The organism is Actinomycetota bacterium, assembly GCA_005888325.1.
Classification (GTDB): domain Bacteria; phylum Actinomycetota; class Acidimicrobiia; order Acidimicrobiales; family AC-14; genus AC-14.
Genome location: VAWU01000023.1, coordinates 109,162 through 134,642 on the forward strand (window position 1 = coordinate 109,162; position 25,481 = coordinate 134,642).

17 protein-coding genes are annotated in these 25,481 nt (G+C 71.8%); 12 read left to right on the plus strand and 5 right to left on the minus strand.

Annotated elements, in window-relative coordinates; all coding sequences use genetic code 11:
* Nucleotides 1–69: 69 nt before the first annotated feature.
* Nucleotides 70–1,629 carry a gamma-glutamyltranspeptidase gene (locus tag E6G06_07750; protein ID TML92022.1) on the minus strand — a complete coding sequence of 520 codons (1,560 nt, stop codon included), beginning with the start codon at nucleotides 1,627–1,629 and terminating at the stop codon, nucleotides 70–72.
* Between the two features lie 105 nt (nucleotides 1,630–1,734).
* Here E6G06_07750 and E6G06_07755 point away from each other — a divergent pair, with 105 nt between their 5' ends.
* The 7 genes from E6G06_07755 to E6G06_07785 all read left to right on the plus strand — a co-directional run bounded on the left by E6G06_07755 (nucleotide 1,735) and on the right by E6G06_07785 (nucleotide 13,531).
* Nucleotides 1,735–2,580, plus strand: coding sequence for an enoyl-CoA hydratase/isomerase family protein (locus E6G06_07755; GenBank protein ID TML92023.1), 846 nt, complete (start codon nucleotides 1,735–1,737; stop codon nucleotides 2,578–2,580).
* A 138-nt stretch (nucleotides 2,581–2,718) separates the two neighbouring features.
* Nucleotides 2,719–4,440 carry a hypothetical protein gene (locus tag E6G06_07760; protein ID TML92024.1) on the plus strand — a complete coding sequence of 574 codons (1,722 nt, stop codon included), beginning with the start codon at nucleotides 2,719–2,721 and terminating at the stop codon, nucleotides 4,438–4,440.
* 33 nt (nucleotides 4,441–4,473) lie between these two features.
* A complete protein-coding gene (locus E6G06_07765) occupies nucleotides 4,474–6,039 on the plus strand; it encodes a GGDEF domain-containing protein (protein TML92025.1) in 1,566 nt (521 codons plus the stop codon).
* A 7-nt stretch (nucleotides 6,040–6,046) separates the two neighbouring features.
* Nucleotides 6,047–6,520, plus strand: a complete 474-nt coding sequence (locus E6G06_07770; protein ID TML92026.1) for a hypothetical protein — start codon at nucleotides 6,047–6,049, stop codon at nucleotides 6,518–6,520.
* Nucleotides 6,521–6,702: 182 nt separating this feature from the next.
* A complete protein-coding gene (locus tag E6G06_07775; protein ID TML92027.1) occupies nucleotides 6,703–8,820 on the plus strand; it encodes a hypothetical protein in 2,118 nt (705 codons plus the stop codon).
* Nucleotides 8,583–11,831 carry an MFS transporter gene (locus tag E6G06_07780; GenBank protein TML92028.1) on the plus strand — a complete coding sequence of 1,083 codons (3,249 nt, stop codon included), beginning with the start codon at nucleotides 8,583–8,585 and terminating at the stop codon, nucleotides 11,829–11,831. Before E6G06_07775 ends, E6G06_07780 begins: the two co-directional genes overlap by 238 nt.
* A 26-nt stretch (nucleotides 11,832–11,857) precedes the next feature.
* Nucleotides 11,858–13,531: an amino acid ABC transporter substrate-binding protein gene (locus E6G06_07785; protein TML92029.1), complete on the plus strand. Its 1,674-nt coding sequence runs from the start codon at nucleotides 11,858–11,860 to the stop codon at nucleotides 13,529–13,531.
* A gap of 7 nt (nucleotides 13,532–13,538) precedes the next feature.
* Here E6G06_07785 and E6G06_07790 read toward each other — a convergent pair whose 3' ends face one another.
* Complete coding sequence (locus E6G06_07790) at nucleotides 13,539–14,654, minus strand: ketol-acid reductoisomerase (protein ID TML92030.1); 1,116 nt, start codon at nucleotides 14,652–14,654, stop codon at nucleotides 13,539–13,541.
* Here E6G06_07790 and E6G06_07795 point away from each other — a divergent pair.
* Together E6G06_07795 and E6G06_07800 are read left to right on the plus strand one after the other, a co-directional pair.
* Nucleotides 14,503–16,974: a beta-glucosidase gene (locus E6G06_07795; GenBank protein ID TML92031.1), complete on the plus strand. Its 2,472-nt coding sequence runs from the start codon at nucleotides 14,503–14,505 to the stop codon at nucleotides 16,972–16,974. The genes E6G06_07790 and E6G06_07795 overlap by 152 nt on opposite strands.
* The gene (locus E6G06_07800) at nucleotides 16,842–17,801 is read left to right on the plus strand and encodes a phytanoyl-CoA dioxygenase family protein (protein TML92032.1); all 960 of its coding nucleotides are present in this window, start codon (nucleotides 16,842–16,844) and stop codon (nucleotides 17,799–17,801) included. Before E6G06_07795 ends, E6G06_07800 begins: the two co-directional genes overlap by 133 nt.
* 87 nt (nucleotides 17,802–17,888) lie before the next feature.
* Here the strand turns inward: E6G06_07800 and E6G06_07805 are convergent, their stop codons facing one another.
* On the minus strand, nucleotides 17,889–19,250 hold the full coding sequence (locus tag E6G06_07805) for an NAD(P)/FAD-dependent oxidoreductase (protein TML92033.1): 1,362 nt from the start codon (nucleotides 19,248–19,250) through the stop codon (nucleotides 17,889–17,891).
* A gap of 80 nt (nucleotides 19,251–19,330) precedes the next feature.
* On the opposite strand from E6G06_07805, the gene E6G06_07810 reads away from it, so the two are divergent.
* From E6G06_07810 to E6G06_07820, 3 genes are read left to right on the plus strand one after another with little or no spacing between them, the layout of a single operon-like run.
* Entirely contained in the window at nucleotides 19,331–19,933 is a 603-nt protein-coding gene (locus E6G06_07810; GenBank protein ID TML92034.1) for a TetR/AcrR family transcriptional regulator, read from the plus strand.
* On the plus strand, nucleotides 19,930–20,835 hold the full coding sequence (locus E6G06_07815) for an alpha/beta fold hydrolase (GenBank protein ID TML92035.1): 906 nt from the start codon (nucleotides 19,930–19,932) through the stop codon (nucleotides 20,833–20,835). The genes E6G06_07810 and E6G06_07815 overlap by 4 nt, the downstream gene beginning before the upstream one ends.
* A gap of 27 nt (nucleotides 20,836–20,862) precedes the next feature.
* Nucleotides 20,863–21,663, plus strand: a complete 801-nt coding sequence (locus tag E6G06_07820; protein ID TML92036.1) for a maleylpyruvate isomerase family mycothiol-dependent enzyme — start codon at nucleotides 20,863–20,865, stop codon at nucleotides 21,661–21,663.
* Here the strand turns inward: E6G06_07820 and E6G06_07825 are convergent.
* Both E6G06_07825 and E6G06_07830 read right to left on the minus strand, forming a co-directional pair.
* Complete coding sequence (locus E6G06_07825) at nucleotides 21,647–22,129, minus strand: inorganic diphosphatase (GenBank protein ID TML92096.1); 483 nt, start codon at nucleotides 22,127–22,129, stop codon at nucleotides 21,647–21,649. The genes E6G06_07820 and E6G06_07825 overlap by 17 nt on opposite strands.
* A complete protein-coding gene (locus E6G06_07830; protein TML92037.1) occupies nucleotides 22,089–25,472 on the minus strand; it encodes a zinc-ribbon domain-containing protein in 3,384 nt (1,127 codons plus the stop codon). The genes E6G06_07825 and E6G06_07830 overlap by 41 nt, the downstream gene beginning before the upstream one ends.
* Between the last annotated feature and the right edge of the window lie 9 nt (nucleotides 25,473–25,481).

A 25,481-nucleotide genomic window follows, 5' to 3' on the forward strand; every position in this document is an offset into this window, starting at 1 on the left:
ACCTGGGAAGACCCTGAGAGTGCACTGTGGGCCGATCCCCGTCGACCCGTCATCAGCCGGGGGCGGACATCAGAGCCCGGCGGCCGCCTCCGCCAGCGCTCGCGGGTCGGACGCGCCGGCGAGGTGGTCCGCATCGACCGCGATCGCGTGGGCGTGGCCGACGTGGAACGGCGATCCCGTCGGGTGGCCCCGTCGCTCCAGGCCCGTGCGCCATGCCGGCGGCGTGCCCGCTTCGAGCTGGACCTCCACCGCGCCGCCGGAGCGCCACGTGCCGAAGTCTCCGCCGCCGACGTTCCCGAGCACCCACCGGGGCGCGGCGATCGCGGCCCCCGGGGTCTCACCCCCATGGAGCATGCGCGCCAGCAGCTGCAGCAGGATCTGAGGTTGGCTGTCGCCGCCCATCGTCCCGAGCACCATTCGGAGCTTGCCGTCCGCGGTGGTGACGAGCGCTGGCGAGAGCGTGTGGGGCGGGCGCCGGCGGGGGCCGTACTCCGCGGGATGACCGGGCTCGAGCGTGAACCCGATGCCCCGGTCCTGGAGGAAGATGCGGGTCGCGGGCTCGACGATGTGCGCGCCCCATCCCGACGCGTTCGACTGGATGAGCGACACCCCCATGCGTTCGCGGTCGACGGCGGCGAGGAAGATCGTCCCCCCTGCCCGCTCGGGAGGGTCGGTCATGACCGCCGCCCGATCGGGATCGATCGAGGCGCGGCGCGCGGCCAGACGCTCCGGCGCGAGGAGAGCCCGGCCGTCCGCTCCGTCGAAGAGCACGCGCAGGCGGTCGTGGCCCGCCTGTCGGGCGGCCTCCACCAGCAGGTGGGCCCACGCCGGGTCCGCAGGATCGGTCGGCAGGTCGAGTCCCTGCAGGATGCCCGCGGCCGCGAGCGTGAGGTAACCCTGCGAGTTCGGGGGGGCGGTCCACACCCGGTGGCCCCACGCGTCGATGCCCAGCGGCTCGACCCATTCGGCGCTCGTCGCCGCCAGGTCGTCGGGGACGTACTCGCCTCCACCGAGCGCGAGGAGGCCCGCGCCGAACTCGCCGCCGTAGAAGCCGTCGCGCCCGCCGGTCACCACGGCCGCCAGCGCCCGCGCCACCCCGGGCCGGCGGATGACCGTTCCGGCCCGAACCGGACCCGGCTTGCGGTAGTCGTCGGCGCCGGGCAGCTCGAGCACCGCGGTCGTCGCCCAGGCGTGGATGGGCGCGGCGGCGAAGCCCTCGGACGCGTAGCGCTGCGCGGGGTGGAGCACGTCGGCCAACGGGAGCCGCCCGAACCGCTCGTGCAGGGCGAGCCAGCCGTCGACACAGCCGGGGACCGGCACGCTGCGGATGTCGCCGGTCATCGGCATGGCCGTGAGGCCCTCGGCTCGCATGCGTTGCGGGTCGGCCCCCGAGCCGGCGCGCCCGGAGGCGTTGAGGACCGCGGGCGCGCCGCGTTCGTGGTGCACGATCGCGAAGAGGTCGCCGCCCATGCCGCACATGTGCTGCGTCGTCACCGCCAGCACGGCGCTGGCCGCGACGGCCGCGTCGGCCGCGCTGCCGCCGGCGCGCAGCATCGCCACGCCGGCGCCGCTGGCGAGATGGTCGACGGTGCACACCATGCCGGAGGGCGCGTAGCGGGTGACGTCCACGCACGCATCGTACGGTTCGTGCCCCGCGTTCCGTCCGGAGCGTTCGCCGCGGGTCACCTGCGGAGCCATGTAGGCGCTGCAGGCCGGGTCGGTAGGATCCGGCGCATGCCCGAGCTCGAGACGCTGCTCTACGACGAGACCGACGGCGTGGCCTGGGTCACGCTCAACCGACCCGAGGTGCACAACGCGTTCAACGTGCAGATGCAACAGGAGCTCAAGACCCTCTGGCGGGGCTTGCGCCGGAACGACGACGTGCGTTGCGTGGTGCTCACCGGTGCCGGAGATCGCGCGTTCTGCTCGGGCATCGACCGATCAGAGACGATGGGCCATTGGGAGACCCTCGACGACGTTCGGGCGGCCGCCGCCGGCGCGACCGGTGTCGGAGGTGCGTCGTCGACCCCTTGGCACTTCGACGACCCGGGCGAGAACATCGGGCCGAAGACCAACGACCTGTGGAAGCCCGTGGTCGCCGCGATCAACGGGATGGCGTGCGGAGGCGCGTTCTACATCCTCGGCGAGGTCGACATCGTGGTCGCCGCCGAGCATGCGACCTTCTTCGACCCGCACACGACGTTCGGGATGACGGCGTGCTTCGAGTCGATGCACATGCTGCAGAAGATGCCGTTCCACGAGATCATGCGGATCGCGCTACTGGGCGCGAACGAGCGCATGTCCGCGCAACGCGCGCACCAGATCGGCTTCGTCACCGAGGTCGTGCCGCTCGCCGAGCTCCACGAGGCTGCGGCGTGGTTGGGCCAGACGATCGCCTCGGCCCCACCGGTGGCGGTGCAGGGCACGGTCCGCTCGCTGTGGGCGGCCCGGGAGCTCTCGAGGGCCCAGGCGCTCGACATGGGCAAGGTGATCATCAGGCTCGGCAGCGACCCTGCCTCGCTGTACGCGGGGCAGCAGGCCTTCGCGGCCGGCGACCGGGCCCGACCGCGCATCCGCTAGGCGGTGCCTCCGGCCGGACCGGAGAGCGCGCGCTCTCGCCGTAACTGGCGGGGATGGGCCGCACTCGGGCTGACGATCATTGCCGTTCTTCCGGTGCTCGTTGTGCTGGTGACGAGGACGGGACGCTCTTACACGCCGGTGTCGGACATCGCCCCGATCGACTTGCGGGTGCGAGACGTGTGGTCGTCGCACATTCCTCTCGTCGGGGCGTACAGCCGGGGATGGAACCACCCGGGCCCGCTCCTGCTCTGGCTCCTCGCCATCCCCTCCGGATTGGCCGGGCAGGCTCCGTGGGCCACGCTCGTCGGTGGGGCCATCCTGCAAGGCGTCGCCATCGTCGCCAGCGCTCGCCTCGCCCTGCGGCGTGGAGGACTCCCTCTCGCCCTGGTGGTGCTCACGGCCATGAGCCTCAGCTACGCGAAGCACGGGGTGTTCCTGAGTGCCTGGAACCCCGACGTCGCCTTTCCTTTCTTCACCCTCTACCTGCTAGAGATCTGGTCCGTCGCGGACGGGGAGGTTCGTGCGCTCGTCCCGGCAACCATCGTCGGGACGTTCCTCGTGCAAACCCACTTCGGGTACTTTCCGCTCGTCGTCGTCTCCGCGGTGTGGGCAGCACTGGTGCGCGTGAGAACGACTCGAGGCGGTCGGCGAGTCCGGCAGGAGTGGAGCCGGGCCGTCAAACACAGCGTCGCATTCGCAACCGTGCTGTGGGTTCCGACGGCGATCGAGCAGTTCACCGGGTCACCCGGGAACCTCACCCGTATGGCCCGCTACTTCTTCAGTGCGAGTGAACCGACGGCGGGTCTGCGCGTGGGTGCCGGGCTCCTGGCTGCGGAGTTCCGCATACCGCCGCCCTGGCTCGGTGGCCACGAGCACGCCAACCCGTTCAACTCGGCGGTGTACCCGGCCCCGCTCACCTGGCTGCTCGTCCCCGCGCTGGTTGTCGCGCTCGGGCTCGTGGCGACTCACCGAAGCCGTTCTCGTGCCGATCGACGAGTGATCGTCCTGATCGGGCTCCTGCTGATCACCGGAGTGATTGCGATCGCACAGGCCCCGGAGCTCAAGCCGTGGCTCTTCCTGTGGCGACGGATCCTTCCGCCGTTCACCTTCGCGGCGACGGGTTGGGCGCTCGCCCGATGGCTCGGCCTCTCCCGATACCTCGTGGTGACGAGGGTCTGCGGGTTTGCGCTCTTGGCTCTGCTGATCGTGCGATCGCTGACGCTCACCGTGGAGGTCGTCGGCGAGAAGCGGGCGTTCGGCCCGTTCGAGCGCGACGTTCAGAGTCTGGTTCATCAGCTGGAACGGGCCGGTCTTCCCGGGCGCCCCGTTCTCCTGCGAGATCCGGAGAGCACGAGCGGGGTCGAGTACGCCCTCGTCAACGAGCTCGACCGCCGAGGGGTGCCGGTACGGGTGGACGAGCCGGCCGGTCACATCTTCGGAACGCACCGCGTCTCGACGACTCGCGGGGTCTCGCAGGTTTGGTATGTCACCCAATCCGGACGCTTCGTGAGCTTCATCACCGCGCGGCCCGGCGCGAGCGTGCTCGCACGCACCACGCCGCTGTCGCCGAGCGAAGAGGCGAACCTGACGAACCTGCAGCGCAGGCTCGGGGCTCAACTGCGCAGAGCCGGGCGCGTCGATGTCGCGTCATATGTCGATTCACCGCTTCTGGGCCTGTTCGTCGCCGGTGTGAGGGGCATCGACCAGAACGACGTCAACCGGGCGGTGAGGCTGAACGCGCGGGTGTCTCGTTCGGGTCATTGCCGTTGTGCCGTTGTCGCCTTTCGGCCAAGCGAGGTCCCGAGGGACCTGCTCCCGGGCGTCGGGCCGGCGCTGCCCGAGGCGACAGGCACGGGGTGAAGATCATCGCCGGTCGAGCCGACAACACCTCTGATGGACGGATCGATCAGCCCGCGGATCGCGGGACGCCTGGCGGGAGCGCTCTTCGTCTCGTGCGGCGCGCTGGTGGGGATGACCGCGCCCATCATGCCTGCGCCACCGTCGGCGAACCGCCCCGCGTTGGTCGCACTGGCCCTGATCGCGGTGGCGACGGGAGCCCTCATCTGGGAGATGCCCTGGGACCGTTGGTCGCAGGCCGCCACCCTGTGGCTCGTGCCCGTCGCGTTCAGCCTCATCGCCCTGCACAACTTCTGCGCGGGAAACGAGGGCTACCGCTACCCGGTGTTCTTCTTCGTCACCTTCGCCTGGCTGGGTGCGTCCCATCCGCCGCGCACGTCGCTGAAGTTCCTGCCGCTGGCCGGCGCCGCCTATCTGATGCCGCTTGTCGTCGCCGATCCCAGCGCAGAGGCGCTCAGCTCCGCGGTCTTCGCCCTGCCCGTGTGCGTCTTCGTCGGTGAGGCGGTGGCGTGGATGGCCCGGCGCCTGCGCCAGACGTTGACCGCGCTGGACCTCGCCAACCGGGCCCTCGAGCTCGCCCAGGCCGAGTCGCAGCACCGGGCCGACCTGCTGGCCACGGTGGCCCGCGCCGGTGGCGCAATAGCCAGCCTCCAGCGCGAGCAGGTGCTGGGGGCGGTGGTGGACTCGGTGCTCGACCTGGGCCTCGACGCCGCCGCGTTCTGCTTCTTCGACGACGAGGCGGCCACCTATCGCGTCGGGCACCTGCGCGGCCTGCCCGACACGCTCGCGCTCCGCGCCCTGCCCACCACCGAGGGCCTCGCCCCGCGCTGTCGCGCCGACGGGCGCACGATCATCGTCGAGGACTATCCCGCCCACACGCTCGCCATCCCCGCCATCGTCGAGGCCGGTGTACGCGCTGCCGTGCTCACGCCCGTGCGCATGGACGACACGATCCCCGCGGTGCTCATCGCCGCCGCGTTCCAGCCCATGGCGCTGGGGGGCGACACCGTGGAGAGCGTGGAGCTGCTGGCTGCCCAAGCCGGACGGGCGCTGGCGAACGCGCAGACCCATGAGCACGAGCGCCGCACCAGCCAGGCCCTGGCCGCGGCCACCTTGCGCGACGAGCTGACCGGTATCGGCAACCGTCGTCATGCTGCGGCGATGCTGGAGAGCCTGTTGCCGGGTGACGCAGTGGGACTGCTCGACCTCGACCACTTCAAGGCGGTCAACGATCGTGACGGGCATGCCGCGGGCGACGCGGTGCTCGTGACGATGGGCGACTACCTGCGCGAGCACCTCCGCTACGAGGACAGCGCGGCGCGCTACGGCGGCGAGGAGTTCCTCGTCCTGCTGCGCCAGATCCCCGATCGGGCCCTCGAGACGGCCGAGCGACTGGTCGAGGGCTGGCGGGCACGCCAGCCCGGGGTGACCATCAGCATGGGCGTCTCGGTGCATCGAGCGGAGCAGTCCGCGGCGGCCACGCTCGGCCATGCCGACGCCGCCCTCTATGCTGCCAAGCGCACGGGCCGCGATCGCGTGTGCGAGTACGCGCTCGAGGACGTGGACAGCGCGACTGGCGAATTCAGCCACGAGTCGCGATAGTGCTCCGATGCCTCCGAAGAAGACGAGCACGAAGAAGGCCACCAAGACCAGGGTCACGAAGAAGAAGCAACCGGCACGCAAGCGCACCGGCATGACCCGCGCCCACAAGCAGGCCCTGGCCCGAGGTCGAGACGACAGTCGAGCGGTGAGCCGCTATCTGGAGGCGCTCGAAGCGGAGCGGCCGCGGCCCGGGCGTCAACGGACGACCCAGTCCATGCAGACGCAGCTCAAGCAGGCGGAGACCCGGTTGCGACAAGCGCGGGGGCTCGACCGGCTGTTGCTCCTGCAGAAGCGGTCGGATCTGCGCGCGGCACTCGCACGGCGCAACGGCAAGGTCGACCTCGCCGCCGCGGAGCGCGAGTTCGTCAAGGCGGCCCGTGGCTACAGCGAGCGCAAGGGCATCGCGTACGCGACCTGGCGTGAGGCCGGTGTCCCCCCGTCCGTGCTCTCCAAGGCCGGGATCGCGCGCGCGTCCGCGTAGTCGCCCCGGTCGCTTCTTGTCGCGCTGAACCACCGTGACGGTGGTCGAGCGCGACGAGTTGGCCGGGGATCGGCCTCTAAGAGGACCGTGAGAGGCGGAGCACGACTCCGGGCCGTCTGCTACAGATTCCCCCACCACGAGCGGGAGGTGGGTTGGGTGTCAGCGGGACCGGCACGGGGCGGATGATGCAAGCCCCGCCGGCGCGTCACCGTCGTGTCGAGATCGACGCGGTGGCGCGGGCCCGGCGGCTGGCACCGACGGTTGGGCCCGCCGCCGGTGTCCTCGTCGTGCAGCTGGTGCTGTTCCCCATGCCGGCGGGCGTCTTCCTGCGGGGGGTGATCATCGGAGGCCTGACCGCTCTGGTCGCGCTCGGCATGGCGCTGATCTACCGGTCGAACCGCATCCTGAACTTCGCGCAGGCCGACCTCGGCGGGCCGCCGGCCGTGATCGTCTACATGTTGATCACCGCATCGGGCGTCAACTACTTCCTCGCCCTTGCCGCCGGGCTGGCCGCCTCGGTCGTGCTCGGCGCGCTCGTCGAGCTCGCGGTCATCCGTCGCTTCTTCCGGGCGCCGCGCTTGATCCTCACCGTCGTCACGATCGGGTTGACCCAGCTGCTCGCGCTCACCGCGATCCTGCTGCCGCGGGCGTGGGGCGGCGAACGCCTGCTCGCGCCGCGCATCGCGCCGCCGTTCGACCTGCGCTTCGAGGTCTCGCCCATCATCTTCAACGGCAACGACCTCCTGGCCGTGGTCGTGGTGCCGCTGGCGATGGTCGCGCTGGCGCTGTTCCTCCGCTACTCCGCGGTCGGGATCGCCATTCGCGCCGGCGCCGACAACGTCGACCGCGCCAGCCTGCTCGGGGTGCCCGTGAAGCGCCTGCAGACGGTCGTCTGGTCGCTCGCCGGACTGCTGGCCTTCATCGCCCTGTTCCTGCGCGCCGGCATCCTCGGGCTCCCGGTGACCAGCGCCCTCAGCCTGGGCATCCTGCTGCGCTCGCTGGCCGCGCTCATGCTCGGGCGCCTGACCAACCTGGGCGCGATCGGCAGCAGCGCCGTCGCGCTCGGTGTGCTCGAGACCGGCGTGGCGTGGAACGCGTCGAGCCCACTCCTCATCGACCCCATCCTCGCAGTGGTGATCGTCGTCGCCCTGCTCGCGCGACGGCGGAGCTCGTCACGCGCGGAGGACTCCGAGACGTCGACCTGGCAGGCGGCAGAGGAGGTCCGGCCGATCCCGCGCGAGCTGTCGGGTGTGCGGGAGGTGCGCGTGGTCCGCCTGCTCGTCGGGCTGACGATCCTCAGCGCGGCGGTCGGGTTGCCCCACCTCTTGCCGCCGGACAAGTCGCTGAAGGCGTCCGCGGTCCTCATCTACGGGATCCTGGGTCTGTCTCTCGTCGTGCTCACGGGCTGGGCGGGCCAGGTGTCGATCGGCCAGGTCGCGTTCTTCGCCATCGGCGCCGTCGTCGGGGCGAAGCTGGTCGGCGACTGGCACCTCGATCTGACGATCGCGCTCGTCGCGGCCGCCGCCGCGGGCGCCGCCGCCGCGGTGGTGGTCGGGCTGCCCGCGCTGCGCGTGCGCGGCCTCTACCTCGCCGTGACCACTTTCGCCTTCTCCCTGGCCACCACGTCGTACCTCCTCAATCGCCGCTTCTTCGCTTGGATCCCGACGAACCGCGTCGAGCGACGGCCCCTGCTCGGACGCATCCACATCGACTCGCCCACGGGCATCTACTACGTGGCCCTGGTCGGGCTCCTGCTCGCGATCGCCGCCTTACGCGGCGTACGGCACAGCCGCACGGGTCGGGTGCTCATCGCCCTGCGCGAGAACGAGCGCACCACGATGGCCGTGGGCGTCAACGCCGTGCGCGCCAAGCTCACCGCCTTCGCCATCTCGGGCGCGATCGCGAGCTACGCGGGCTGCATCTTCGTGCTCCACCAGCAGGCGTTCGGCGAGGGGCCGTACTTCGCAGGTGAGAACTTCTCGGTGTTCACCATGGTGGTGATCGGCGGGATCGCCTCGGTGCCCGGCGCGCTGCTGGGCGCCGCGTTCCTCCGGTCGTCGCAGTGGTTCCTCCCCACGACCTGGCAGCTGCTGGTGTCGGGTGGCGGCGTCGTGCTCGTGCTGCTGGTGCTCCCGAGCGGGCTCGGCGGGCTGTTGTACGAGTTGCGCGACCTCTGGCTGCGGTCGGTCGCCCGACGACGCCACATCATCGTCCCCAGCCTGCTGGCCGACACCGCGCCGCCGCCCGAGCCCGTGGAGCCGCGGCCACGGGCGCCTGTGCCCGCCGGGACCGCGCCGTGACGGCGCCCTTCCTGACTGCGGTGCGCCACCCGGGTGGGTGGTTGCGGACGCTCACCGGCAACGGCCCCGTCTACGCCATCGTCGTGCTGTTCGGGCTCAACGCGGTGGACGAGCTCGACCGCACGGCTTTCGGCATCCTGCTGCCCGAGATCCGCGACGCGTTCCACCTCGGTCTGCAGGGCGCCCTCACGCTCATCGCGGTGGTGAGCCTGGGCGCACTCGCGCTCCAGGTGCCGATCGCCTGGTACGCGGATCGCAGCAACCGGGTGCGCATCGCGATCGTCGGCGCGACCGCGTGGGGGCTGTTCTCCCTCTTGACGGGCATGGCGACGACGGTGGTGATGCTCGCGCTCGTGCGTTCCGGCTCGGGCATCGGCAAGGCCGTCGTCGACCCCACCCACAACTCGCTCATCGCCGACTACTACGCGGTCGATGTCAGGACGCGCGTCTACTCGTTGCACCGCGCCGCCAACGCGGTGGGCAGCTTCATCGGGCCGTTGACGGCGGGCGTCCTCGCGCACTTCTTCGGGTGGCGGACGCCGTTCTTCGTGTTCGCGGTGCCGACGTTCGTCTTCGTCGTCCTCGCGTTCCGCCTGCGCGAGCCGGTGCGTGGGGCCCAGGAGCGCCGGGCCATGGGGGCCTCGGCCGAGGCCATCATGACCGAGGAGGAGCCGCCTTCGTTCGCGGAGGCCTGGCGCATCGTCTGGAAGATCGAGAGCCTCCGGCGCATCTGGTACTCGCTGCCGTTTCTCGCCGCGTCGCTCATCGGTTTCGTCTCCCTCGCGTCGGTCCTCTACGACGAGGTGTTCAAGCTCGACGAGGTGCACCGGGGCTTCATCGCCGCCGGCGTCGAGCCCGTGCAGCTCGTCGGCCTCGTCATCGGGGCCAGGGTGGGCACCCGTCTGATGGCCCGCGATCCCGGACTGGTGCTGCGTTTCCTCGCGGTGGTGGGTGCGGTGACCTCCGCCTTCGCGGTGCTCTTCGCCCTCGCGCCCAACATCGTCGTCGCGGTGATCGCCAACGCCGTCATCACCGCCAGCCTGGCGGTGCTCGGCCCGGGGATCCTGGCTGCCCTCTCGCTCGCCATCCCCCCGCGCGCCCGGTCGGTCGGGTTCTCCGTGGCGTCGTTGTGGGTGATCCCCGGCCTGGCCATCCTGCCGATCATCGGCGCCATCGGCGACAAGTGGGGCGTGCGCCAGGGCATGCTGCTGATGACGCCGGTCTTCCTCATCGGTGCGCTCATCATCTCGAGCGCGGGCAACGTGATCGGGCGGGACATCAAGCAGGTCTGGGCGACCGCCGCGGCACGCTCGGAGGTGGCCTATGAACGGCGGCGCGGGCGGGCGAAGCTCCTGCTCGTGCGCGGCCTCGACGTCGCCTACGACGGGGTGCAGGTGCTCTTCGGTGTGGACTTCGAGGTGGACGAGGGCGAGATCGTCGCGCTCCTCGGCACGAACGGGGCGGGCAAGTCGACGTTGCTGAAGGCCATCTCCGGAGTGGTCGAGGCCGATCACGGCGCGGTCATCTTCGACGGGCGCGAGATGACCCACGCGCCGGCCAATGAGATCGCCGGGCGCGGTGTGGTGCAGGTGCCCGGAGGCGGCGGTGTCTTCCCCTCGCTGAGCGTCGCCGAGAACCTGCGCGTCGCCGGTTGGTTGCACCGACATGATCGTGACGCGGTAGGCGAGGGCGTCGAACGGGTGCTGGCCTTGTTCCCGGTGCTGGGTCAGCGCCTCACCGATTCCGCAGCCGATCTCTCGGGCGGCCAGCAGCAGATGCTCGCGCTCGGCATGGCGTTCCTGTCCCGCCCCCGCCTGCTGATGATCGACGAGCTGTCGCTCGGGCTGGCCCCGGTGGTCGTCGAGCAGCTGCTGCCGATCGTCCGCGCCATGCGCGACCAGGGCACCACGGTCATCCTCGTCGAGCAGTCGGTGAACCTGGCGCTCACGCTCGCGGAGACCGCCTACTTCATGGAGAAGGGTGAGATCCGCTTCCACGGGCCGACCGAGGAGCTGCTCGACCGGCCCGACGTCCTCCGCTCGGTCTTCCTGGAAGGCGCGAGCACAGCCGCCCCGGGAGGGCGGCCAATGAGCACAGCCGCCCCGGGAGGGCGGCCAATGAGCACAGCCGCCCCGGGAGGGCGGCCAATGAGCACAGCGGCGGCCCCGGTTCGCGCGGTTCGGACGACGACGGAGGGCGCCAAGCTCGACACGACGGCCGCGCTGGTGGCGGTCGATGTCACCCGCAGCTTCGGCGGCATCCGCGCCGTCAACGGCGTGTCGCTCGCGATCGCGCCGGGCGAGGTGGTCGGCGTGATCGGGCCCAACGGCGCGGGGAAGACGACTCTCTTCGACGTGCTCTGCGGCTTCACCTCGTGCGACTCCGGCGCGGTGGAACTCGGTGGCGTCGACGTGAGCTCGCTCACCCCCGACGCCCGTGCCCGCCGCGGCCTCGGGCGCTCGTTCCAGGACGCGCGGCTCTTCCCCGCCCTCACCGTGGAAGAGGCGATCGCCGTCTCGCTCGAGCGCTGGATCGAGGTGCGCAACCCCGTGTCCGCCGCCCTCCACCTGCCGGGTGTGTTCGATGCGGAGGAGAAGGTGCGCGCGAGGGTCGACGAGCTCATCGACCTGCTGGGGCTGGAGGCGTTCCGCACCAAGTTCGTCCACGAGCTGTCGACGGGGACGCGTCGCATCGTGGACCTGGCCCGCATCCTCGCGCAGCGCCCGGTCGTGGTCCTGCTCGACGAGCCGTCGAGCGGCATCGCGCAGCGCGAGACCGAGGCGCTCGGGCCGTTGCTGCTGCGCGTGCGCGAGAGCCTGGGCGCGAGCCTGCTCGTGATCGAGCACGACATGGCCCTTGTGTCGTTCGTCTCCGAGCGGATCGTGGCGATGGACCAGGGTGGGGTCATCGCCGCGGGCGCACCGGACGACGTGCTGCACGACCCCGGTGTCATCGCCTCGTACCTCGGCCGGGCCGAGCAGGTCATCGCCCGATCGGGACTGCGCACGTGACGTGATCAACAGAGAAAGGAACTGCGATGGAGCCCAGCACTGATCGGCCCGACGGAGGAAGGAGCCGCCAGCTCCGGCGCTACGGGCCCCTCGTCGCCATCGTCGTGATCGCGGCCGTGGTGGGGGCGGTCGTGCTGCTCACGAGTGGCGGCGACAACAAGAAGCAGACGGTCGCAGGCGGCGAAGGGAACGCACCGACCGGTGCCATCAGCTTCTCGCAGGCCAAGAAGAAGGGGCTCGACGTCGAGTTCTCGAAGTGGTGCGACAAATCGACCGGTCGCATCGCGATGCCGTACTTCTTCCGGCCCGAGTGCTACGCCAACGTGAAGGACAACGGCGGTGCCACCGCGCAGGGAGTCACCAAGGACACGATCAAGGTGGTCGTGTACCTCGGCGAGGAACACGACCCGATCATCGACTTCATCACCGCCGCCATCAAGAACAACGACACGACCGAGCAGGTCAAGGAGACCTACCTCGGCTACGACGCGATCTTCGGCAGCCTCTATCAGACCTACGGGCGCAAGGTCCAGATCGAGTTCGTCCAGGGCACGGGCACCATCGTCGACGAGGTGGCGGCGCGGGCCGACGCCCAGCGAGCGATCGCGAAGAGGCCGTTCATCGTGTGGGGCGGGCCCGCCGGCACCTCGGCGTGGGCCGACGAGCTGGCCGCCAACAAGGTCATCTGCCTGAGCTGCACGGGGGGCGCGTTCAACGACTGGTGGGAGCAGCGCGATCCATACGCGATCAGCGTGATCCCGAGCGGCGAGCAGGTCGCGCTCATCCTCTCCGAGTTCGTCGAGAAGCAGCTGGCGGGGCGCAAGGCGGTGTTTGCCGGTGACCGTGCGTTCCAGGCGCGCGACCGAAAGTTCGGCGCGGTCTACGCCGAGTCCGGTGCGGAGTCCGCCAGGCTGGCCGGTCTGTTCAAGGACACGCTGGCCGCCAAGGGCGTGCAGCTGGCCGAGCAGATCCCGTACACGATCGACCCGGCCCGGCTGCAGGAGCAGGGGGCGGCGATGATCGGCCGGCTCAAGGCGGCCGGCGTGACGACGGTGTTCTTCACGGGCGATCCCATCGCCCCCCGCACGTTCACCGAGGAGGCGACCCGCCAGGAGTACTTCCCCGAATGGGTGATCAACGGCTCGATCCTCACCGACGTCGCCGCCTTCGGGCGCACCTACGACCAGCGCCAGTGGGCGCACGCCTTCGGCATCACCGCGGGCGCGGCGCGGGTCCGCGACGAGAACGGCGGCCAGATCTGGAAGCTGCACGAGTGGTACCACGGCAAGCCGCCGGCCGCGAAGGACACGTACTTAGTGTTGTGGTTCCAGCCCGCGGTGTTCTATGCCGCGCTCCAGACGTTCCGTGACGGCCTCTTCGCGGGGCGTCCCACGCAGCACGCGATCACCCAGGTGTCCGTGTCGTGGGGTCGCCACGGCATCTGGCCGAAGGTCGATTACAACGGCGTCGACGACTTCACGTTGCTGTGGTGGGACCCGCAGGCCGAGGGCCCCGACGAGATCCGCAAGCCGGGCAAAGGCTTGTACCAGTACGTCGACGGCGGGAAGCGCTACCTGCTCGGCCAGTTCCCGAGGGCGGCGCCCAAGATGTTCGACCGGGCGGGCGCGGTCGCGCTCTACCCCGACATCCCCGCAGCCGAGCGTCCCCCGGACTACCCGCCGCCGAGCCCGAGGAGGTGACGCGACCTCACGTTCGCGGAACGAGCTCGCCCAGCTTGGCGCGCAGGTCGCGCTCGAACCCGATGATCTCTGGTGAGCATGCAGCTGCCTTCAACTCGTGCAACCGCGGGTAGCCCGCGTCGCGCTCGGCCTCCCATTCGTCGGCGAAGCGCCCGTCGGCGATGCCGTCCACGATCGTGCGCATCGTGGCCGCCACGTCGAAGCCGTCGAAGCGGCCCGCGCGCGACAGCTGGCCGTACTGGCTGGTGGGCGAGTGGTGCTCCATCTGGACCGCGGCGCCCTCGAGCCGGACGAGCCGGTAGGTGCGCTCGAACTCGCCCGAGAGGATCAGCTCGGTGACGATCGCCTCGAGCGGCACACCGTGCTCGAGCATCACCTGCACGTAGGCGCGGTTGACGTGGCTCAGCGCGGGCGCGAGCGCCTGCTCGGTGGCGAGGTCGAGGATCGCCTCGTGGCGCGGGCTGAGCTCGATGGCGCCCTGGCGCAGGCCGCCGATGGCGTGGGCGACGGCGAGCGCGCCGCGCTGCGCGTTTCCCGTGGCATCGCGGTGCACGCCGATCGCGGTGATGAAGCCGATGCCCTCCTCGTAGCAGCGGCGCACTTCGGGCCCGAGCATGCGGGGCGCGACCATGACCGCGTCGCCCGGCGGGTCGATGCGGTCGAAGGCGAGCGTGTAGCCGCTGGCGACGACCACGAGCGAGTCCGGCTTCGGCTTCACGTCGAGCATCGGGATCACGTCGTCGGGCACGAGCAGGCAGATCACGTCGGCCGCGTTCGCTTCCGCGACTTCGCTCGTCTCGAAGCCGTCGGCCCGGGCCGCGTCGCGCGTGGCGTCGGCGCGCACGCAGACCTGCACGTCGAGCCCCGAGTCGCGCAGGTTCAGGGCCCACGACCGACCCTGGTTGCCGTAGCCCACGACCGCCGTGCGCGCGCCTTCGAGCGCGCCCGGATCCGCGTCCCGCTCGTACCAGATGGTGGTCACTGCCGCGCCTCTCTCCTCGTCGTGCCCGTCGACCGAGACGCTATCGGGACGCCGGGTTAGGGTGCCTGCGGTGGGCGATCGCGTCGAGCAGCTCCTCGGGCAGCTGTCGCTGGAGGAGAAGGTGAGCCTCGTCGCCGGCATCGACTTCTGGCACACACCGGCGGTGCCTCGTGTGGGGATCCCCGCCTTGAAGGTGACCGACGGGCCCAACGGGGCGCGCGGCGAGGAGTGGACGGGTGGGCCGAGCTCGGCGTGCTTCCCGTGTGGCACGGCGCTGGCCGCGACGTGGGACACCGACCTCGTGCGCGACGTCGGCGTCGAGCTGGGCGACGAGACACGCAGCAAAGGCGCCCACGTGCTGCTGGCGCCAACCGTCAACATCCACCGAACACCCCTCGCGGGGCGCACGTTCGAGTGCTACGCCGAGGACCCGTACCTGGCCGCGCGCATCGCGGTGGCGTTTATCGGCGGCGTCCAGAGCCGGGGCGTGGGCACGGCGGTCAAGCACTTCGTGTGCAACGACTCGGAGTTCGAGCGCATGACGATCAGCTCCGACGTGCCCGAGCGGGCGCTCCGCGAGATCTACCTTCCTCCGTTCGAGGCGGCGACGACCGAGGCCGGCAGTTGGATGCTCATGGCCGCGTACAACCGGCTCAACGGCACCTACTGCGCCGAGCACCCCCAGCTGCTCACGACGATCCTGCGCGACGAGTGGGGTTGGGACGGCGCGGTGGTGTCGGACTGGTTCGGCACGCGCAGCACGGTCGCCGCGGCCAACGCCGGTCTCGATCTCGAGATGCCAGGGCCGCCCGTCCACATGGGCGAGCAGCTGCTCGAAGCCGTGCGCGCCGGCGAGGTGGCGGAGAAGACGCTCGACGACAAGGTGCGGCGCCTGCTCGCCCTGCTCGAGCGGGCCGGCGCTCTCGACCGGGCCGAACCGGTGGCGGAGACGTTCGACGCCGGGCCCGCACGACGCGCCGTCATCCGTCGCGCCGCGGCCGCCGCCATCGTCCTCCTCCGCAACGAGCGCGACGTGTTGCCGATCGACGCGAGCGCGCTCAGGCGCATCGCCGTCGTCGGCCCCAACGCCGCCGTGGCGCGCATGCAGGGGGGTGGCAGCGCGGGCGTCTTTCCCGCGCATGCGGTGACGCCCCTCGACGGGCTCCGCGGTCGCGTGCCCGAGGGCGTGGTGGTCGACCACGAGCCCGGGTGTGTCACCAGCCGCGCGGTGCCGCTGCTCGACACCCGCACCGTGTGGACGATCGAGTACTTCGCGGGCCCCGACTGCTCGGGCGCGCCGGTCCACGCCACCGAGCACCGGCGCTCCGCGTTCCGTTGGACCGAGCCGCCCCACCCGGCGCTCGCGGGAGCCGCGTGGGCGGCACGCATCACCGCCGCGTACGTGCCGGACCGGTTGGGGGAGCACACGTTCAAGGTTCGCGGCGACGGGCGGGCCCGCCTCTTCGTCGACGACCGGCTGGTGGTCGACGGGTCCGACGCCTACTCGGTGACCGCCACGCATCCCCTGGTCGAGGACCGCCCGCACGAGCTGCGTCTGGAGCTCGGCCTCTCGGCCGGAGGCTTCCATGGCGCCGAGGTGCGCGTCGCGCCGCCGTGGCCCGACGACATGCTCGAGCGGGCCGTGGCCGCGGCGGCCGCAGCGGACGTGACCGTTGTCGTCGTCGGGCTCGACGACGAGTGGGAGACGGAGGGTCGCGACTGCGCCGACCTGTCGCTGCCGGGCGGCCAGGCGCAGCTGGTCGACCGGGTGGCCGCGGTCAACCCGCGCACGGTGGTCGTCGTCAACGCCGGCGCGCCGGTCGCCATGGACTGGGCCGACCGGGTGCTTGCGGTCGTGCAGCTCTGGTACCCGGGCCAGGAGGGCGGCGACGCGCTCGCCGACGTGCTGTTCGGCGACGTCAACCCCTCGGGCCGCCTGCCGCTCACCTTCCCGAAGCGGCTGGAGGACACCCCCGCGTTCCTCAACGACCCGGGCGAGGCCGGGCACGTGATGTACGGCGAAGGCATCTTCGTCGGCTACCGGTTCTACGACGCGCGGCGGATCGAGCCCCGGTTCGCGTTCGGTCACGGGCTGTCCTACACGACGTTCGCCTACGGCGAGCTCACAGTCGAGGGTGATGAGATCGCGGTGGACGTCACCAACACCGGCGAGCGGGCGGGAGCCGAGGTGGTGCAGCTGTACGTGCGTGACGTCGAGGCGAGCGTTCGCCGTCCGGAGAAGGAGCTGAAGGGCTTCGCCAAGGTGGTGATCGAGCCGGGCCGCACCGAGCGGGTCCGGTTCACGCTCGACGATCGCGCGTTCGCGTTCTGGGACCCGCCGTCGGGGGATGGGACGTCCGGCGGTTGGCGGGTCGAGCCGGGCGAGTTCGAGCTCCTCGTCGGGGCCTCGTCCGCGGACATCCGGGCGCGCGCCACCTGCACCCGCGCCGCGCCGTCGTGACCGCGCTGGAACGGCACCCGTGGAACACCGAGTTCGAGTGGGCGTTCAGCCACGGTCCCAAGCAGGTGCTCACGCCCGCGCAGGCCACGCAGTTCGACACCGAGGGGTACGTCGTGCTGGAGGCGGCGTTCTCCGCCGACGAGAGCGCGGAGGTGGTGAGCGAGCTCGACGCGATCGAGGCCCGGGTGGAGCAGTTCCTCCGCTCCCAGGCCGACGAGCGCATGATGATCGCGGAGGCGGGGGCGATCACCTTCAGCACGCACGCGGTGGTGCGCTCCGAGCGGCTGCGGCGCTTCGTCGGTCATCCCGTGTTCACCGCGCTGTGCGCCGACATCATCGGGCCCGACGCCAACCTCTACTGGGACCAGGGCGTCTACAAGAAGCCCGAGAAGCCCCGGCGCTTCCCCTGGCACCAGGACAACGGCTACACGTTCGTCGTGCCGCAGCAGTACCTCACGTGCTGGGTCGCGCTCACCGACGCGACCGAGCAGAACGGCTGCCCGTGGGTCGCTCCCGGTCTGCACCGCTACGGCACCTTGAAGCACACCTACATCGAGCCCCTCGGCTACGAGTGCTTCTCTGAGCCCTCTCACCGGGTGGCGGCGCCGGTCACCGCGGGGAGCATCGTCGTGTTCTCGTCGCTCACCCCGCACCTGACGGGGCCGAACACGACCGACGCGGTGCGCAAGGCGTACATCGTGCAGTACGCGCCGCCGGGCGCACGGCTGCAGCAGGGCGACCCCACGGCCGGTCCGCCGACGGGCGAGGTGACCGCCGACGTCCCCGAGCGCCAGTTCCCGGTGCTGCGCAACGGCGCGCCCGTCTGAGCCCCGCCCCGATCCCGTTCTTGTCGCGCTCAACCACCGTGGTGGTGGTTGAGCGCGACAAGAACGAAGGGCGGCCCGCGCCGCGGCTCAATGGGCCATGTGGCGCAGCGCGTCCTCCACGCCCCGGTGGAAGGTGGGGTAGGCGAAGATCATGCGGCGCAGGTGCGCGGTCGGCACCTCCGCGTGCACGGCCAGCGCGAGCAGGCCGAGCACATCGCCCCCTGCCGGCCCGGCCGACGTGGCCCCGACGAGCACGCCGCGGCGCGCGTCCTCGACCAGCTTGATGAAGCCCTCGTTGCCGGCCTTGTGGATCCAGCCCCGGGCCGTCGACGGCACCTTGGCCACGCCGACACGCACGTCGAGACCACGCTCGCGCGCCTGGGCCTCACTGAGGCCGACCGCGCCCACCTCGGGATCGGTGAAGGTGACGCGGGGCAGCGCCTTGTAGTCCGCCGGCGCGACGTCGCGGCCCAGGACGTCGTCGACCACGATGCCGGCCTGGTACATGGCCACGTGGGTGAACGCGCCCTTTCCGGTGATGTCGCCCACCGCCCACACGCCGGGTGCGACGCGCAGGTGGTCGTCGACCGGGAGCCAGCGGGCCGCGGGGTCCACACCGATGCTGTCGACGCCGAGTGCGCGTACGTCGGCCGTGCGTCCCGTGGCCACCAGCAGACGCTCGCCCGCGGCGCGCGACCCCCCTTCCAGCTCGACCGCGATCGTGGCGCCGTCCTCGCGCACACGCGTCACCTTGGCCGACGTGCGCACCGACACGCCCTCGCGTTCGAGCATCTCGGCGATCAGCGCGCCGGCCTCCGGCTCCTCGCCGGCGAGCAGACGGTCGAGCGCCTCGACGACGGTGACCTCGACGCCGAAGCGGTTGAAGACCTGCCCGAGCTCGACGCCGACGGCGCCGCCGCCGAGCACCACGATCGACGCCGGCAGCTCCGCGACCTCGATGGCCTCGTGGTTCGTCCAGTAGGGCACGTCGCGTAGACCGTCGACCGGTGGGATGGACGCGTCCGTCCCGGTGGCGAGGACGATCGCGCGGCCGGCCTCCACGACGACGTCGCCGACCTCGACCCGCCCCGGCCCCACGACCCGCCCGGCACCGCGCAGGAAGCGGCCACCCTTGCCCTCGAAGCGCTCGACTGCGACCCGGTCGTCCCAGTCGTCGGTGGCCTCGTCTCGGATGCGGCGGGCCACGGGTTCCCACGAAGGTTGCACCGTCGATGTCCCGGCCATGCCGGGCACGCGGCGGGTCTCGGCCACCAGGTTGGCGGCCCGGATCATCATCTTGGAGGGGATGCACCCCCAGTAGGGGCACTCGCCACCCACGAGCCCCGAGTCGACGCCGACCACGTCGAGCCCGGCCTCGGCGAGTCGCCCCGCCACCGACTCGCCCCCCGGCCCCATGCCTATGACGACGACGTCCGCGCGCTCGCTCATGACCGCGGAACCTACTGGGAGCCGGTGCGTGCCCGCGAAACTAGTTGCACTGAGAAGGCAACTACCTTAGGCTGCCCCGCGTGGCCACCTCGACGCTCCCGACCCGGTCGACCCAGGACGGGCGGGTCCTGCGCGGCGCGCGGAACCGGCACGCCGTGGTCGAGGCCATGCTCGCCCTCATCGAGGAGGGCGACCCGCGGCCCACCGCGAAGCGCGTCGCCGAACGCGCCGGCGTGGCCCTGCGATCCGTCTTCCACTACTTCGACGACGTCGAGTCGGTGCTGGCGGCGGCGGCCCGACTGCAGGCGCAGCGCCACTGGCACCTCGTGCAGCCGGTCGCGCCCGAGCTGCCGGTCGGCGAGCGGGTCGCGCAGGTCGTGGCCCAGCGGTCGACGCTGTTCGAGCGCATCGCGCCCGCGCGGCGCGCGGCCCTGCTCGTCGAGCACGACTCGCCCGTGATCCGCGCGTGGCTCGAGGAGGGACGGGCGACGTTGCGCCGCCAGCTGGCCGCGACGTTCGCGCCCGAGGTCGCCCGCGAGGGTCACGACCTGCTCGCGGCGCTCGAGGTGTCCGCGTCGTGGACCGCGTGGGAGGCGCTCCGCCGGCGTCAAGGTCTTTCTGTCAGCGCGGCCCGTCGGGTGCTGACGCGCATGCTCACCGCCCTGCTCGAGGAGCAATCGTGAACGCACTCCGCACACCCGACGCGCGCTTCGCCGCGCTGCCCGATTTTCCCTTCGCCCCGCACTACGTGGAGGTCGACGATGGTGAAGGCGGGCGCCTCCGCGTCCACCACCTCGACGAGGGCCGGCCCGACGCTCCCGCCGTCCTGCTCATGCACGGCGAGCCGTCGTGGTGCTACCTCTACCGCAAGATGATCCCGCTGCTCGTCGACGCGGGCCTCCGCGCCGTCGCCCCCGACCTCGTCGGCTTCGGTCGCTCCGACAAGCCCGACGCGCAGGACGACTACACCTATGCCCGGCACGTCGAGTGGATGCGCGCGGCCCTGTTCGACCAGCTCGACCTGCGCGACCTCACCCTCGTCGGGCAGGACTGGGGCGGCCTCATCGGGCTGCGACTGGTGGCCGAGAACCCCGATCGCTTCGCGCGGGTGGTCGCCGCGAACACCGGGCTGCCCACGGGCGACCAGAAGATGAGCGATGCCTTTCTCGCGTGGCAGCGGTACTCGCAGGAGACACCGGTGTTCCACGTCGGCGGCATCGTGAAGGGGGGCTGCACGACCAAACTGACGCCAGAGGTGGTCGCGGCGTACGACGCGCCCTTCCCCGACGACTCGTTCACCGCGGGTGCGCGCCGCTTTCCGATGCTCGTGCCGACCTCGCCCGACGACCCCGCGGCGCAGGCCAACCGCGAGGCGTGGACCGCGCTCACCGCGTGGGAGAAGCCGCTGCTCACCGCGTTCTCCGACAGGGATCCCGTCACCGCCGGCTTCGACCGCGTGCTGCGCGGCGCGGTGCCGGGAGCCGCGGGCCAGCGCCACACCGTCATCGAGGGCGCCGGCCACTTCCTGCAGGAGGACAAGGGCGAGGAGCTCGCCCGCGTCGTCGTCGACTTCGTCACGGCCTGACCCGAGGGCAACCGCTACGGTGCGGCCGTGCACGACTCCGTGGAGAACCTGGGACGCACGTGGACGTCGATCGAAGCGCTCTGCGCGTCGCTGTCCGAGGAGCAGTGGAAGCGACCGACCGCGCTTCCCGGGTGGAGCGTGCAGGACAACCTCTCGCACCTCGTCGATTACGAGTCGCGCGCCCTCGGTCGACCGGGGCCCGACCACACGCCGCCCGACCTCGGCCACACCCGCAACGCCATCGGGCGGTCGAACGAGGTCGGTGTCGACTACCGCCGGCGGTGGACGGGCGAGCAGGTGCTCGCCGAGTTCCGCGAGGTGACAACCGCCCGCCTCGCCCAACTGCGGTCACTCACCGACGACGACATGGCCCGACCGGTCGACACCCCGGCCGGGCCGGGCACGGTGGCCGACATGCTCACGCTGCGGGTGATGGACACGTGGACGCACGAGCAGGACATCCGCACCGCGCTCCGACGTCCCGGCCACCTCGAGGGGCCCGTCGTCGACCAGTCGCTCGCCCACTTCACCGGCTTCCTGCCCTATCTGGTCGGCAAGCGGGCCGGCGCGCCCGACGGCGCCCGCGTCGTCGTCGAGATCGCGGGCCACGACCCGATCGCGATCGAGGTGGTCGACCGGCGGGCGCGCCGCACGGACACGGTCCCGCCCGATCCCGACGTCACCGTGCGGACCGACGTCGCCACGTTCGCCGCGCTCGTCAACGGCCGCGTGGACGCGTCCGACGCGGGGCTCGACGAGCACATCGAGATCATCGGTGACCAGTTGCTGGGCCGGGCCATCGTCGACAACCTCACGGTGATGGTCTGACCTCGCCGAACTGACGGCGGGCCTCGGCGATCGCACGCCGGGCGTCGTCGACGCCACCCCAACCTCGCGTCACCGAGCGACCGCCCGGCTCGAGGTCCTTGTAGATCGCGAAGAAGTGCTCGATCTCGAACCGCAACGCGGGATCGAGCCCGTCGATCGACGCGAGCGACCCGAAGGTCGGGTCGTTCACCGGTACGCAGACGATCTTGGCGTCGTCGCCCTTCTCGTCCTCCATCCAGAACACACCGATGGCCCGGGCCCGGATGCGACACCCCGGGAACGTTGGCTCCGTCAGCAGCACGAGCGCGTCGAGCGGGTCGCCGTCGTCGGCCAGGGTGTTGGGGAAGTAGCCGTAGTCGGTGGGGTAGCGGGTGGCGGTGAAGAGTCGGCGGTCGAGGAAGATCTCGCCGGTCTCGTGGTCGGCCTCATACTTGTTGCGGCTCCCGGCGGGGATCTCCACCACCACGACATCCCAGTCGGTGCTCTCGGCTTCGCCTCGGTGCTCGCTCACGGCGTTCAGCCCCGGCTCGGCACGCGACCGCTTCCTGCAGCGCGCGGGCGGCGGCCTCGTTGCCGAGCCGGGCGCGCGCGCGGAGCACGAGCACGTGTGCGAGGCCGCCCGACACCGCGGGCGCGGTCTCCAGCAGGCGCACGGCTTCGTCGCGGTCGCCGTCGACGACGAACGCCACCTCGGCCAGCAGGGCCCGGCCGGCGGCTTCCGCGAGCGGCGCGTGCAGTGTCGTGGCCGCGGAGACGACCCACTGCGCGCTCGCCCGCGCCTCCGCGTGGCGACCCAGGACGATCAGCGCGAGGGCGGTGCCGAACCCGCCGATCAGGCCCTCGAGCGCGCTCTGGCTGGCCCGGCGCTCGACCGCCTGCATGGCCCGGGAGATGCCGTCCTCCCGGCCCTCGAAGATGAGCTCCTCGCCGATCAGGTACGCGCAGATCTGCGAGACCGGGTCGACGGATCGTTCGTCGACCTCGGGCGCGTCGCCGGGTTCGCCGCGGGCGCGTGCGGACGAGAACGCAGCCACTTGCACGAGCGCGGCCGAGGGAGGCTCGGTGACCGTGAGCGAGTGGGCCGCCGTCGCGAGCCGGCAGGCGTCGTCGGCGCGGCCCTGGAGGCGAGCCAGGTTGGCGCCCATCCCGAGCCCGTGGGTCTCGAGCTCGTGCATGCCGAGGTCGCGCGCGGTCTCGACCAGCCGGTCGAGGTAGTAGCGCAGCTCGGCCGTGTCGTCCGGTCCTCCGAGCCGCGACCGCATGAAGTGGTGCCACGACAGTGTGTTGTACGAGTTGACCTGGGCGGTGCGGTCGCCCACCTCCTCGGCGCGCTGCAACGACTCGGTGACCCATTCGTGCGCGTGCGGGTCATCGGGGCAGACGAGCGCGAGGAATCGGTAGGCCGCCATCTGGCCGTCCCGCTCACCGGCCTCGCGGAACACCTCGAGGCTCTCGCGGAGCGAGGCGTCCGACTCGTGGTTGCGGCCCATGAAGAAGAGCGCGACGCCGCGGTTCGCGAGGGCCCAGCCGTACTTGGCGGTCTCACCCAGCGCCGACCACCGGCGAGCCGCCTCCTCCAGGCCCGGGAGCCCGGCCGCCGGGTCGCGGAAGGTCAACGCGACTGCGCCCATGTGGATCTTCTCCGCCACCAGCCGGGGATCGGCGGCGTCGTCGGGGACGAGCTCGAGCACCTCCCACAGCTCCTCGACGCGCTGTTGCTCGTTGAGGGTGCGGGCCAGGCGCAGCAGGTGGCGCGGCTCGCGGTACCCCAACTCGATCGCCCGTTGGACGAGCTGCACGCCGTCGTTGAGGCGGAAGGCGTCGATCAGCTGGAGCCCGGCGGCGGCCGCCGCGTCGGCGGCCTCGACGCGCAGCGCGTCGTCATCGGGCAGATACGCCGCGGCCCGCTCGAGGTGCCGGGCGCGGTCGATCGGCGCGGACGAGACGGTGGCGGCGCGGCGGTGGCTCTCGCCGCGCACGTGGCGGGGGAGGGTCTCGTACGCGACTTCCTGCAGGAGCGGGTCGGCGACCTCGTAGCAGGTGCGCCCGTCGCGTTGGGACCGATGTACGAGACCGGCGGTGACGAGGCCGTGCAACGCCTCGGACGCGTCGCCTTCGAAGAGCGCCGCCATCTCCTGCTCGCCCACCGCGTCGCCGAGCACGGCGACCTGTTGCAGTGCGATCTTCTGGGTGGTCGGTAGCGCGTCGAGACGCGCGGCCACGATCGCGTGCAGCGTCGGTGGGAGGGTGAGCCCGCCGACGAGGCCGTACTCCTCCCCCCGCTTCACCAGCCCGCCCTGGTCGCTCACCATGCGCACGAGCTCGCGCACGGCGAGCGGGTTGCCTCCGGCCTGGCGCGCCAACGACGCCGCCGCCTCGCGATCGAGCGGTGCGTCGGGCAGGAGCGCGTCGGCGAGGGCGATGGCATCGGATGGCGCGATGGGACCGAGGCGCACCGTGGTCGCGGCGGGGAAGCGCGCGAGCCATTCGTTGGGCTCGGGCCGGCCCACGAGCACGAGCAGCACCGGCACCTCGATGCCGCGCTTGAACATCTCGCCGAGCAGGTCGAGCACCTTGTCGCCCGACCGGTGGATGTCGTCGATCACGACGAGCAGCGGCCGGTCGGCCGCCTTGGCCTCCACGAGGCGGCGGAACGCCCACGCCTGCTCCTTCTGGAAGGCCGCGGGGTCGATGCCGCGCAACGACGGGTGCAGCTCGCCCGCGATCGAACGGACGCGGGAGTCGACCTCGGTGTCGCCCATCGGGCCGAGCTGGCGGACGATCTCGGCCGCCACCCGCAAGCCGCCGAGCCTGCCGTAGGCGGGGTACACGGCCCGGACCACCATCGCCGTGTCGGCCACCTCCTCGGCCAGCTCGTCGACGAGCCGGGTGGTGCCGACGCCTGCTTCGCCGCAGAGGAGCACGATCGACGCGCGGCCGTTGCGAACGGTGTTGCGCCACTGGGCGCGGAGGAACGCCAGCTCGTCGTCGCGCCCGACGAGCGGCGGACGGTCGGGCCTCGCCGCGCTCGCGCCCGAGACGCGCACCGACGTCGCTTCCCGCACCTCGACGGGATCACGCTTGCCCTTCAGCACCACGGGCTGCCGCTCGCGGTACACGACGCGGTCGCCGGTGAGCTCGGCGGTGAGCCGTCCGACCAGCACCTCACCGGGCGCGGCCGCCTTCTCGAGCCGGGCGGCGACGTTGACGGTGTCGCCGATCACCGTGAGGTCACCGTCGCGGCCGACCGAGGTGACCATCACCGGACCGCTGTTCACGCCGATGGAGACGGCGAGGTCGCCCCCGAGCTGACGCATGCTCAACGCGGCGGTGACGGCGCGCTCCGCGTCGTCCTCGTGCGCCTGCGGCACGCCGAAGACGGCCATGAGCGAGTCGCCTGTGTACTTGTCGACGAGGCCGCCGTGCTCGTCGACCTCCTCGGCCATGCGCCGGAAGGCGGCGTCGACCGTGCGCGCCACCGCCTCGGGATCGCTGCGCTCGCTCCGCGACGTGAAGCCGACGACGTCGGCGAACAGCACCGTGGCGAGCTTGCGCTCGTCGGCTGCGGGGCGAGCGGGCTCGGCCGCGGGTGCCGCAGCCGCCGAGAGAGCCGCGCCGCACTGCCCGCAGAACCGGTGCTCGGCGGGGTTGGCGGCTCCGCACGACGCGCACGAGACGGCGAGGAGCGGGATCCCGCACGCGCCGCAGAAGCGCGATGTGTCGAGGTTCTCGGCTCCGCACGAGGGGCACGACGGCATGCGCCCATTCTCGCCCATGCGATCGCCCTCGGCTCCCGTGACCTGGGTCACCGGGGCGCG